8 protein-coding genes and 1 rRNA gene are annotated in these 13,292 nt (G+C 41.1%); 7 read left to right on the plus strand and 2 right to left on the minus strand.

Features of this window, described 5'->3' with window-relative positions; translation table 11 throughout:
* Positions 1 to 33 precede the first annotated feature (33 nt).
* From rrf to N4627_RS00810, 7 genes are all read left to right on the plus strand, one after another.
* Positions 34 to 150: ribosomal RNA gene (gene rrf, locus N4627_RS00780) — 5S ribosomal RNA — on the plus strand.
* Positions 151 to 479: 329 nt separating this feature from the next.
* Positions 480 to 1,004 carry a GNAT family N-acetyltransferase gene (locus N4627_RS00785; protein ID WP_003717764.1) on the plus strand — a complete coding sequence of 175 codons (525 nt, stop codon included), beginning with the start codon at positions 480 to 482 and terminating at the stop codon, positions 1,002 to 1,004.
* A 593-nt stretch (positions 1,005 to 1,597) separates the two neighbouring features.
* Entirely contained in the window at positions 1,598 to 5,176 is a 3,579-nt protein-coding gene (locus N4627_RS00790; RefSeq protein ID WP_260964817.1) for an SEC10/PgrA surface exclusion domain-containing protein, read from the plus strand.
* Positions 5,177 to 5,300: 124 nt separating this feature from the next.
* Positions 5,301 to 8,147, plus strand: coding sequence for a DEAD/DEAH box helicase (locus tag N4627_RS00795; RefSeq protein ID WP_098045399.1), 2,847 nt, complete (start codon positions 5,301 to 5,303; stop codon positions 8,145 to 8,147).
* A gap of 256 nt (positions 8,148 to 8,403) precedes the next feature.
* A complete protein-coding gene (locus N4627_RS00800; protein WP_260964818.1) occupies positions 8,404 to 9,357 on the plus strand; it encodes an aldo/keto reductase in 954 nt (317 codons plus the stop codon).
* Between the two features lie 7 nt (positions 9,358 to 9,364).
* The gene (locus N4627_RS00805) at positions 9,365 to 9,865 is read left to right on the plus strand and encodes a phosphatase PAP2 family protein (RefSeq protein ID WP_003717769.1); all 501 of its coding nucleotides are present in this window, start codon (positions 9,365 to 9,367) and stop codon (positions 9,863 to 9,865) included.
* A gap of 483 nt (positions 9,866 to 10,348) precedes the next feature.
* Positions 10,349 to 11,284: a DMT family transporter gene (locus tag N4627_RS00810; RefSeq protein WP_003717770.1), complete on the plus strand. Its 936-nt coding sequence runs from the start codon at positions 10,349 to 10,351 to the stop codon at positions 11,282 to 11,284.
* A gap of 87 nt (positions 11,285 to 11,371) precedes the next feature.
* On the opposite strand, the gene N4627_RS00815 is transcribed toward N4627_RS00810, so the two are convergent.
* Positions 11,372 to 12,607, minus strand: a complete 1,236-nt coding sequence (locus tag N4627_RS00815) for an ABC transporter permease (RefSeq protein ID WP_003717771.1) — start codon at positions 12,605 to 12,607, stop codon at positions 11,372 to 11,374.
* Positions 12,594 to 13,292 (minus strand): ABC transporter ATP-binding protein, encoded by a 699-nt coding sequence (locus N4627_RS00820; RefSeq protein WP_056974611.1) that lies wholly within the window; start codon positions 13,290 to 13,292, stop codon positions 12,594 to 12,596. Before N4627_RS00820 ends, N4627_RS00815 begins: the two co-directional genes overlap by 14 nt.

Genomic DNA, 13,292 nt, shown 5'->3' on the forward strand with positions numbered 1-13,292 from the left:
TGAGAGCGCAAGCTCGAACCCGCAAAGGGTAAGTGTGGTGATGATGGCTTGAAGGATACACCTGTTCCCATGCCGAACACAGAAGTTAAGCTTCAACACGCCAAAAGTAGTTGGGGGATCGCTCCCTGCGAGGATAGGACGTTGCCACGCAACAAAGAAAGACCAATTCAGTTTTAATTACTGAATTGGTCTTTTTGTTATTCGAGCCAATTTGGCAGGTGGTACCATAACTAATCAGTGAAAGTTTCATATAAATCCGTAGTGATCAGAACTATGTAATAACCGGGAACATTTACTTTAAGGGTTGCAGCAAACAAAATTGGTAATTGCTAAAAGGAAGAAAATAAATACTGCAAGGCAAACACCACAAAGAGTTGTTAACAATGAGTACAGTTGATTTTGATTAATGAAATTCTGGTATTCTTAACTGAATGGCAAATTGAAAAAAGGTATAATAATGGGAAAAGGAGGAAGTCGAGATGAAACTTGATCAGGTTAGGGTAGCTCAATTAAGCGATCTTGAGGGAGTTGTGGCATTATATAAAACTGTATGTGATCATCAGTCATTAGATAAATACGGTGCTAAGTGGACCTGGGGAGAGTACCCGAGTGTCGATGGCTTACGTGACTTTATTCAACAAGCCACGGTAGTAGTTGGGATTAAGGATAACCAAATCATCGCAGCTGGGGTAATGACGACTGGAGAGGAATATCCTGATGTGGACTGGCCTACAAAGGCAAGTGAACAAGAAATTGGTATCTGGCATTTAATTGCAGTTCATCCAGATTATCGACGAACGGGAATTTCTCACCAGCTTTTAGATGGCCTGCTTGATGAAGCAAGGCGAGAAGGGAAAAAGGTAATTCACCTTGATGTCTTAGCTGATAATCTTCCTTCTGAAAAGCTTTATTCAAAAATTGGTTTTCGGATCATCAAAGAACTAATTATTCACTATGATGATATTGGAGATCAACAAGCTAAGGTAATGGAATATCAATTATAAGATAACCGTTCTCTAGTAGGAATTACTGCTAGGAAACGGTTATTTTTATTTGAAAGTAGACTGATGATTTTTAAGAGCACCACTAGCAAGTGATAAATAATCATTTTAATTTATTGAACAAAAGCGCTAAAATCCTCTATTTACACTGTTTTAATTACCAAAATTATGAAATATAAAATATAGTATTTATGGTAAAAACGCGAAACATTGGTTCAATAGATGAAAAATCCTTCATTACAGTTATTCGTAATTTAAGGAAAACTTTAGGCTTTTAATATCAAAAAAGTTTCAGTTATATTTATCAATTGAAAGACAAATAGAGTTACTGCTATAGCAATAAATTAGCTTCATAAATGGGAAAATTGTCTAACTTCTTGCTCTTGTTTTTTAACTGATTAATTTAAAAAATAAAAAATAATTGATAAATAAATTTGTCGCGACTACAATGATAATAGCATCAAACGATTATTTACGGAGGAAGTTGGTATTGTGAAAAATCGAAAGAGGATAAGCGATAAAGTTCTAGTCGGAACTGTGGCCGTTACTGGTCCACCCTTCTTGGGGCTTCTACCTTAAACGCACAGGCTGATACTGTGCAACAGACAGTTAAGAATAATGATGTAAACGTTAACCCGCAGACGCCACAACAGGCTGCTCAACAACGTGTCGATACTGCTCAACAACAAGTTAACACTCAACAACAAGTTGTTAACTCTGGTGTTCAAACAGTTAATAGTGCTCAAAATACGGTTAAAGCTGACCAATCTGCAGTTAATGCTCAACAAGCAGTTGTAAATAGCGCTGCGGCTGAAGCAAATTCTGCTAGTGCGGCAGTTGAGTCTGCTGTAACAAGTGCCGCTCAAAGCCAGGGTAATGTTCAATCCGCTGCCAGTGCTGTCCAAGCAGCTAATAGTGCTGTTTCTGGTCAGCAACAAGTAGTAAATAGTAATAGTGCTCAGGTAAATAGCGATCAAAGTGCTGTTAGCTCTGCTAAGGAATTACAAGCAAGCGCAGAAGCACGGTTAAGTGACTACATTGTTGCTTCACAGGCTGCGGCAACTTCGGCCTTTAACTTTGCGTTGGAAAATGCACAGAAGGCAGTTAATGATCAACAAGAGGCTGTTAATGCTGCATCACAAGCTGTTAATACGGCTCAATCAGCAGTGCAAGCTCAACAAAATGCTGTTTCAATTGCTCAGCAAACAGCTTCACAGGCTGCTGCTCAAGTTGCTAAGGATGCTTCTGCTGTTGCTGATGCTCAACAACGTTTGGATGCATTGAAGAATAACGGTAGTAATGACAATGTCACCGCAACTGCTCAATTGCAATCAACAATTTCTCAATTACAAAAGCAATTGGCAAATGACAAGCAAGCGGCTCAAAATGCTCAACAGATGCTTGAATCTGCCCAACAGAATTATGATCATGCTACTGCTGCTCAAAAAGCAGCTGAAGAAAAGGTTAACCAAACTAAAGCTGCCTTAGCAAAGGCGCAACAAGCAGTGACTACTGCTCAGGCTAATGCTACTGCTGCTCAACAAAAGGTGGCTACTGCTAAGGCCGATGCACTGAAGGCTTTGGAAACTTACAACAATTACAAGAATGATAATGGTGTACCAACTGTTAAGACACCAAGTGATATTGTTCAACAGTACGAAAGCTACATTAACGGTAATCGTTACAATAGCCCACAGGTTAAGTCTGATTGTGCAGAAGGAATTGCCCTGAATGGTGGAGACCCTGCCAAGGGATTAATGGCAGCAGGGTGGACAAGTACTGATGGCGGTAAAACCTGGACTCCAATATTGAAGACCAACTACCAAGCAACTGATCAAGATAAGGCTGAGAAAGTTGATCCAAGAAACATGACTGCTGCTCAGCAAACCGAGATTACAAAGTTTGCTGCCCAGATTGTTAATAGCTTCCGTGATAGTTTCCAATCGACGGCTGCTGGTGCCGCTCACAGTTACGGCAAAGTTAAGGTTTCACCTTACGCCACTGAACTTGGTAACCAAGTAATTGACGGTGCTTATAACAATAGTGGTTGGAATAAGAGTAATAACGCAACTGGTTCACCACATAATGAAAATGGGATGGTTGCCGCTGCTAATAAGGCGGGTCTAAACACTGGCTTTGTGGGTGAAAACCTTTCAACCGGGTTATTACTTGACCCTGCTTCACTTCACCGGAACCTTACACAAAGCATGTCAATGGCTGATGTTAAGCAAAGTATCTACGCTGGAATTCTAGCAATGATCTACCAAGATGTTGAAAATTCAGCTGCTGCTCCCCTTTACTATGGATTCGGTGGTCACACAGAAGCATTTCTTAATGATCCAAAGGGAATGAACGGTATTTCCTATGATGATAACGGTAATCAGTACATGACCGTTACTATTGATAAAGATGGTTGGGTTCACTACAACTTCTTTGATGATGGTCGCGCTAGTCAAGCAGTAAAGAATAAGCTTGCTCAAGGGGCAATAACTCCTGAAAATGCTAGTGCTGCACAAATCAACAATGCTCACAACGATTACCTTCAAAAGGAAGGTGCAGTTACTACAGCTCAAAATGCCGCAACTGCTGCCCAAAACGGGGTAACAACAGCACAAGCTAATGTTGCTACCGCCCAAACTGCAGTTAATAATGCTACTGCTGCTCAACAAAAGGCTGCTAACGAAACTCTTAACCAGAAGGCTGTTATGGCAAATGCCCAAGCAGCAGTTAACTCAGCAAACGAAAATATTAATAATTTGCAAGCTAAGTTAGCTAAGGTTCAAGCAGATTTGAATGCTATTAACGGAAGTGTTCAAGATAAGGCTCGTCAATTAGCCCAAGCTCAAACAAACCTAGCTGCTGCTCAACAGAAGTTAAATGCTTCAAAGAATGTTCAAGCTAGTCGGGACGCTGCTGTTAACGAAGCCAACGCTAAGTTGAACCAGTTACAACAGAACGTTCAAGCAAAGCAAAACGACTTACAACAAGCCCAAAGCGAACTTCAAAATAAGAAGAATGAGTATTCTCAATTGAATAGTCAAATTCGGTTGGCTAAGGTCTTTGGTACATCCCTTGCCGCTGTTTCACCACAAAGCAACTACGAGAAGGCAATTAGTGATGCTAAGAAGGCAGTTGCTAGTGCCCAACAAAAGTTAAGCGATGATACTCAAGTTTACAAGGCAAGTCAGGCAAAGCTCCAAGAGTTAACTGCAACGGTTAGTCAACTTCAGACAATCTATGAAGCAGCTCTTTCAAATGCTAAGAAGTCTGACGCAGTTCAAAATGATGCAGCCGTTAAGAAAGCTAAGACTGCTCTAGCTGCTGCCCAGTTGAAGGTTCAAGTTGAAACTGGTAAATTAACGCAACTTAAAGGAACCTTGGATAAGGATCAGACAACCCTTGATGTTGCTAATGGTGACTTAACTAAGGCTCAAGAAAAGCTAAATAGTCTTCAAAACGAATTGAAGCGGGCTCAGATTACTCTCGATGGTTTGAGTCACCCATACATCCCTTCAACTCCTGCTGTTGAAGGAACTGATTCTGAAGGCGAAACTACTACGAGTTCAAAAGTTACTAGTGACGCTAATTCAGCTACTGACCAAACTGAAGCTAACTCAACAAGTAATGATAATGCTTCAACTTCTGAAGCTGCTAATGACGCTTCACAAAATGAAACTCAAGAAGCAAACGTCACGACTGAAGCTAATTACGAAGAAAACGATCAGCAGGTTCTTACTAACAAGGTTCAAAACCCAGGTAACTTGAACCGGGCCTCTGAAGAAGCATCTGTGAAGAGTGAAATTGCTGCTCAGATTGCAGCACGGAATGCTCACGCTGCTAATGACAACATGATGGCTGGCTTTGATGATCCGTACGACAATTACTACGACCTTCAACAAGAAGCTGCAAGTATTCCATCTGCTCCGCTTGAAGGGTATACTCGTCAACTTAGTGGTGGAAAGATCAACGCTAAACTTGAAGCTGCTATTAAGAGTGGTCAAATCAAGTTGCCTTCAAGCAACACTAAGTCTGAAGCAAAGAGGCAACCAAAAGTTAACAAGGATAGTCTTACAGCCATGACGGTAGTTGCTGCAGGAGCTGCTCTTGCTACTGGTGCTTCATTGAATAAGAAGCGGAAGAACAAGGTTGCTAAGAAGCTAGAAGATAATGAATAGTTAAAATTTGAGTTAAATTACTCAAGATAAAAAGAGTGAAGCTGAGAATTAAGTTTCTCGGTCTCACTCTTTTATAGTTTTATGATAAGTTATTAGGGAAGATAAATGAAAATTGAGGGATACGATGACAGAGAAAGCAACGATAAAAAATGCAATTTTAAATGGGTTATACGATCGAAATTATCAAGCCCACCAGCAATTTACACCAAAATTGATCGGAAATGAGGATGGCACAATTTGGGAAACGCTTCGTTATGAGTTAATGAATTGTAAGTCATTTACTTGGGCGGTGGCGTTTATCACCAGTGATATATTGACACCACTTAAAGTTATCTTGGCTGATCTGGCTCGTCAGGGGATTCAAGGAACACTCATTACCAGTGATTACCTTGGCTTCAATTCTCCACAGATGTTTGCGGAATTGCTTAAGATTCCTAATTTAAAGGTCATGCTTACTACGATTCCCGGCTTTCACACCAAGGGGTACTTTTTCACTCATGATGGATATTCGACAGCGTTAATCGGAAGTGCAAATTTTACCCGAGCAGCCTTGCTCCAAAACCATGAAACGATGCTGAAGGTAACTTCAAGCCAAAATTCAACCTTATTTTCACAAGTTGCCACTGGGATAAGTCACCTTCAAAATGAAAGTCACCCGTTAACCGAAGAGTGGATTGCAAATTATGCTAAAAGTTGGCAGTCACCAAAAACGAGTAATGGTTCAAACCAAAGTAATCGGAAAATTATCCCAAATCAAATGCAACGGGCAGCTCTCATAGAACTTCAGGGCCTAATCGATCGGGGTGCACACCGGGGATTAGTAGTTTCGGCAACGGGGACCGGCAAAACCTACTTAGGAGTATTTGCTGTCAAGGAGAACCGGCCACAAAAATTTCTCTATGTTGTTCACCGGGAACAGGTTGCACGAAAAGCAATGCAGAGTTTTCAGCGGGTTATCGGTGGTTCGCAGGAAGACTTCGGCCTCATAAGCAGTCAACACCATGACTTTTCACCACGGTACCTTTTTGCAACGGTCCAAACATTAAGTCAGAAAAAGGTTCTTGAGGGACTCTCTCCTCAAATGTTTGACTTTATTTTAGTGGATGAAGCACACCGGGCAGCTGCTCCTAGTTATCAACGGTTAATGGATCATTTTAAGCCAAAGTTCTGGTTGGGGATGACGGCAACTCCAGACCGGATGGATAACCAGGATGTTTATGGGATCTTTGACTACCATATTGCTTACGAGATTCGCCTGCGAGATGCTTTGAACAACGACATGCTAGTTCCATTTCACTATGTGGGGGTTCAGGATTATGAAGCTAATGGTGAAGTGATTGATGAGACAACTAATCTAAAACGGTTAGTAGCTAGTGAACGGGTAAAGTATGTTTTAAGACAGTTAGAATACTATGGCTATTGTGGGCGGCAACCGCGAGGACTGGTCTTTTGCAGTCGGCAAGCAGAAGCACGTGAATTAGCGAAACAATTCACTGCTTTAGGGCATCCGGCAATTGCATTGACAAACCAAGATAGCAATTATCAACGTCAAGAAGCTGTAAAGCGACTGGAAAATGGTGAACTTGAATACCTGATTACCGTTGACCTATTTAACGAGGGAGTTGATATTCCGTCATTAAACCAAATTGTGATGCTGCGAAATACTGAATCACGGATTGTTTTCCTCCAACAACTAGGACGTGGATTACGGAAATACCCGGGGAAAGACTTTGTCACTGTGATTGATTTTATCGGTAATTATAAGCACAATTACATGATTCCGTTAGCGCTAAACGATGATTCGAGCCGGGATCAGGATCAAGCACGGCGTGAAGTCCAACTTCCACAAAACATTGGTGTTTCCACGATTAACTTTTCACGGGTTGCCAGCGAGCGCATTCTAACCTCGTTGGAGAAGACGAAGCTTGATTCAATGGCGGAACTTCGTCGAGCATACCATGAGTTGGAACAGCGATTAGGGCGAGCACCGCTATTAATAGACTTTCTTCAATCCGGTTCAGTGTCCCCCGTTGTTTTTGCCCGAAATAAGCTTCTTGATAATTACGGGAGCTTTTTGGTTAAAATGGGTGAAAAGGTAAAACTAAATCGGTACGAAAACCAAGTCTTGACATTTATTACGAAGGAACTTTTAAGCGGGAAACGAGCACACGAATTAATTCTTCTTTCACTATTGAAGGATCAAGACGTCACTAAGGAGCAGTTGATTAGTGCTTTAGAGCAAAACAACTGCTATGTTAATGCGGCAGTTTTGCGTTCCCTAACAGATGTTCTTAGTTTACGGTTCTTTGATGTAAAAGCCGGAAAGCAAACGAAGAAGCAACAGTATGGTGATCAGTCAATCATTGCGGTTAACCAGGGTATATACCAGTTGAATTCCCAAATTAAGGATTCGCTAAAACAGAATTCAGCTTTTCAGCGACTCTTTGTTGATGTGCTTGAAACTGGGTTAGCATTAAGCAAAAAATATGATCAACGTCAGCAATTCACCCTTTACCAGCAATATGATCGGAAGGACGTTTGTCGACTATTAAACTGGCCATTAGACGTTAGTGCTCCGATGTATGGCTATCGAGTTGCTGAAAGCGAGTGCCCGATTTTCATCACGTATCACAAGAAATCGCCAAAGCAACGGAATGCAATATATGATAACCAGCTTCAGGATGGTCAATCATTACGCTGGTATACTCGGTCACCGCGTCATCTATCCTCTGCTGAGGTACAGCGTTTGCTTGCAGGAGTTGATGAGGGTCACCAACGGGAGAAACTGCATCTTTTTGTTAAGCGGAGCGATGCCGTAGGAAAGCAATTTTACTACTTAGGAACCGCTAAGATTGATCCGGCTTCAGTGAGGGAAGAAATGCTTGGTGAAAAGAAAAAAGCGGCGGTGGGGATGAACCTTGTTTTAGAACATCCGCTACCTACCACGATGGCAAAAACATTATTTGAATGATGATTTTGTAGTTTAAAACGACAAAGAGACCGAGATAATTCTCGATCTCTCAAAGTAAGTAAGATAGGTAGTTATCGCTACCTGTTTTTAAGTTTATCATAATTGCTTTAATAAGCAAATTATTATTAGACAATCCTAACTAAAATGTTAAACAATCACATATTTAAAAGCGATTTCATCATGAGAATGCCAATGCTAGTCAATCAAAGCCGTTTGGATTAAAATATAAGAAGTTACGAATAAAAAGGTGATTAAGATGAAAACAGTAAAAATCGGGAACACAAATTGGCAGGTATCGAATATTGCATTAGGAACGATGCGGATGGGAAATTTGGCGGTTTCTAAAGTAGTTGATGCTTTACAAGCCGCTCATGAAGCTGGAATTAACTTTATTGATTCGGCAGATATCTATGGTAATGATCCAGAATTAGGAAGAGGTTCGTCAGAAATCCATTTTGGTGAGGCTTTGGCCCAGAGTGGCTTAACTCGAGCAGACTTCTTTATTCAGTCTAAAGTGGGACTGTTTGCCAATGCAGATAATCAAATTATCCGATATGATTCATCCAAATCTCATATCCTTAAGGCTGTAGACGGCATTCTCAGTCGGATGAAGGTGGATTACTTAGATTCCCTACTAATTCACCGTCCTGACACGCTAATGGACCCTAGCGAGGTTGCTGAGGCGTTTGACGAGCTTCAGGCTGCAGGGAAGGTTCGTCATTTTGGCGTCTCCAATTTTAATCCTCAACAAATAGCCCTATTACAATCAGCAGCGGACCAACGATTATTGATCGATCAGCTTCAATTCGGCTTGAAGCACACGGGGATGATTGACTTTGGCCTACACACAAATATGACGGATGATGGGTCGGTTAACCATGACGGTGGTCTTCTTGATTACCTACGATTGAATAAAATGACTATCCAGACATGGTCGCCATTTCAGTATGGGACTTTTGCGGGAACATTTATTAACAATGAGCAATTTCCAAAATTAAATGCTGAATTAGCTAAGTTAGCTGATAAGTATGGCGTTAGCAAGAATGCCATTGCGGTAGCTTGGATTTTGAAGCACCCAGCCAATATGCAGGTCCTAATTGGGACAATGAATCCGCAACATATTCAAGATAGTGCAGCAGGAAGCGATATTACGCTGACTAACCAAGAGTGGTATGACTTATACCTTGCCGCAGGAAACACTTTGCCATAAAAGACTCATGAAAAACTACCAAACCTTTTATCGACGAATTACTAAGCCATTTGTTCAGCATCCCTGGCTAATTCGCAGTCTTCGCTGGTTAAATGGGGCAATTGTGGTAGGAATGTACGTTTCGTATATTTTATTATTGCTTTGGGTTGCCCTTTTTGCAGGTGGTATTAATGAGCTTCTTCCGTTAGTGTTCATTCCGGGAGTTGGTTTCGTTCTTCTATCGTTAATTCGGCATCATCTTAATTACCCGCGGCCATATGAGGAATGGCCGATTAAACCACTGATCCCGCGAAAAGGCAGTGGAGATTCTTTACCTAGTCGGCACGTGTTTTCAGCAACCGTAATCGCAATGAGTGTGATGAGTGTTTCACGAGTGTTAGGGTTAATCTTATTAGCTCTTGCGGTGATCTTAGCCATGGTCCGCGTGATTGGCGGAATTCATTATCCCCGAGATGTTATTGCCGGATTCTTCTGTGGCTTGGCGTGTGGCATAGTGCTAGTAATTTAAAGTTAATAACAAAAAATGAGGCAATGAACCAACTCGTGATTCTTTGCCTCATTTTCTTAATAATGAAACGTTATGAATAATTGCTTTATGCTCGGTTATTCATTATGTGGGCGCTTGTCGCAATAATCAGCCCTACAAAACTTACAGCAGCGATAACATTACTCATAATAGACATCATATTGAACAACTCCTTTTAACATAATTGTTTTTTCTTCTAACGGGATTCAACAACCCCTCCACAAAGTATATTAACATGTTTTGAAGCCCGTGATGATAATAATTAGATAAGCTTTTGCTAAGCAAATTTCTTAAAAATCAGTGGAATTTATTAACAAATTCTTAGTATTTGTTAGCGCTTACATGACGACCCTCTAATTTAGCGTGATCAGCTTAATTTTTTTAATTTAAGATTGGAAAAGCTATCGCCCAAAAAGAATAAATGTTAAATTTAATTATTGGTAACTGAATGGGCGGGTGAGAAAAATGACAAAACAAATGAAAGGAATTCTCCTTGCAGCTGGCGGCGCTTCGTTATGGGGTGGATCGGGAGCTGCAGCACAATACTTATTTGAACAAACGGGCATTACCACTTCATGGTTGGTGGCAGTGCGGTTGCTCTTGGCGGGAATTGTCTTAACAACAGTTAGTTTACTTAAGACGCCCCAACAAGTCCGCCGAATAGTCAGCAATCGCCGCCATTTAGTTTCGTTAATTGGTTTTGCTCTCTTGGGGATGCTTAACTCACAACTGACGTATTTTTTGGCAGTGAAATATAGTAATGCGCCGACAGCAACTGTAATTCAATACCTTCAACCAGTAATTATCATTATTTGGTTAGCTATTGCTCAGCGACAGTGGCCACGACGAATTGATTGCATCTCAATTATTATTGCGTTAATTGGAACTTTCTTGTTAGTTACTGGGGGTCATCTTGGAACGTTAGCGTTAACGCCAGCCGCAATTTTCTGGGGGCTTTGGTGTGCCGTGGCCGCTGCACTATACACCTTATTACCACGACCATTACTTGCAAAGTTCGATGCGTTAGCGGTTTGCGGACTAGCAATGCTTTTGAGCGGGATCGGGATGCTACCAGAAATTATCATTCATCGTTTGCCATCATTGAGCCTGATGGGGTGGCTCTTGGTTGCCTATATTGTTGTTTTTGGAACAATGTTTTCCTACACTATGTTCTTACAGAGTATGCGTTATATTAGTCCGGCCGTTACGGGAATTCTTAGTGCTTTTGAGCCACTTGTTGCGACATTTTTAGCAGTAACATTACTCGGAACAAGATTAACGGGGGCCGCAATTGTTGGTTCGTTATTAATCTTGTTAACTACTTTACTCCAATCGATTCCATCAAATTACTATCAGAGAATTTTCTTTCTTACTGGTAAGCATAAAACAAAAACTAAATAGTCAAAAATGGACCTGTACATTCAACTTTGGTGTGTCCCAGTTTAACTACTGGAACCACATAGTGAATGTTGAGGTCCAATTTTATTATTATCTTAGGATGTCAATGAGGTTTTTATTAGCGGCTTGTCGGGCGGGAAGAATTCCAAAAATTAATCCAACCGCTGCTGATGTTCCGAATGCGAGGAAGAAAGCATTCATCGAGATGTGGGCATGAATATGGATCCCCTGACCACCAATTGCATTTGATAACAATGGTGCCAATAAATGTGCTAATCCTGCTCCGCCAAGGAAACCAAGTAATCCTCCCGTCACCGTTAAAATTACCGCTTCAACTAAGAATTGCATCATAATGTTAAACGGTGTTGCGCCAACTGCCAAACGAATCCCAATTTCTTGGGTTCGTTCCGAAACCGAAATGTACATCATGTTCATTACCCCGATTCCGGCGATAAACAGTGAGATAGCAGCGATAAAGCTAATGAAGGTAGTAATAATCCTCATTTGTGAGGAGAATTGCTTCAAGGCCTTTTCCATATCAATGTATTCATAGGTCCCTTGATTTCTCGCTGGACCGTTTTTCTTTAAATACTTAGCAACTTTGCGTGAGATGCTGCTAGCATTGACTCCTTGGCTAAAAGTCAGTTTTAGAGTATTTCCCCGAGTAGCTCCTTCACCATGATAATATAGCGAATCTGGGACTAAGAGATCAGCACCATATGGGTTTTGATTACCATCACTTGTATATTGCCCCTGCGCTTTATATATTCCGATTATGTTATAGGTGACATCATTAACTGTTACCGTTGTTCCCAAAGCATTTTGGGCTGTACCGTATTGTTTTTTGGCAATCTTATCGCTCATTAAAGCACTTGCTTGGCCTACCGCTAAATTATTTTTGGTGAAATTTTTTCCGGCAATCAAGCGAATTTGGTGACTCGGCTTCTTCAAAAGACTGACGCTAGTATTTTTAGTGGTATCACCAATCTGCGCTTGTGCTGAGAAATTATCGTTTTCACGCTCAATTTTGATATTGTTAATCTCGCCACCAAATTGAGTTTTAATGTTATCTACTTCATTTTGGGTAAAGCCATAGGTGTTGGAAGTAATGTTGTCGGGATTAAAGGCAATTTCGGTTGTTTGCTGTCCTTGCTTAGCATTATTGCCGAATTTGTCGTACATTGTCTGGGTAATCCCATCCCCAATTCCCAGGATTGCGATCACAGCAGCGATTCCAATCATAATTCCGATAATCGTCAGAAAACTCCGCTTCTTATTTGCCCTTAACGATTGGATCGCTGTTTTAAATAATTCAATTACCTGCACGCTGGTTTTCCTCCTTACTATCACTGATTACCCGGCCATCAATGATTTTAATTACCCGCTCACACTGTTCAGCAACGTGAGGATCGTGAGTAACCATAATGATGGTCGTGCCTTCTTGCTGATTAAGGGATTTAAATAAGTTCATAATTTCTTGACTTGTTTCACTATCGAGGGCACCAGTCGGCTCGTCGGCAATCAAGAATTGGGGATGCGTTGAAATTGCCCGGGCGATCGAGACCCGTTGTTGCTGACCACCAGACATGTTTTTCGGTAATTGTTCTTCATAGCCTGCTAGGCCTACTTGTTTAAGCGTTTCAGAAACTCGGCCATTAATTTCTTTTCGGGATTTTCCCGCATATAGCAACGGTAATGCGACATTATCCGCAACCGTTGACTCTCGTAATAGCTTAAAATTCTGAAAAACAAAGCCAACATTCTGGTTCCGTAAACTGGAGAATTGCTTCCGGGTGTAATCGTGAATAGGGTGATCCTGGTAAAAGTAGGTTCCCTCAAAATCATCATCTAAGAACCCGATAATGTTAATGAGCGTTGATTTGCCCGACCCGGATTCACCAATAATGGCGACTAATTCGCCTTGGTCGATTTCAATATTAATATCATGCAAAACATGGAACCGTTGGCTGCCTTGATGATAATACTTATTAATATTCTTTAGAGTGATCAT

Origin of the sequence: Limosilactobacillus vaginalis (genome assembly GCF_025311515.1) — a bacterium.
Taxonomy (GTDB): Bacteria; Bacillota; Bacilli; order Lactobacillales; family Lactobacillaceae; genus Limosilactobacillus; species Limosilactobacillus vaginalis.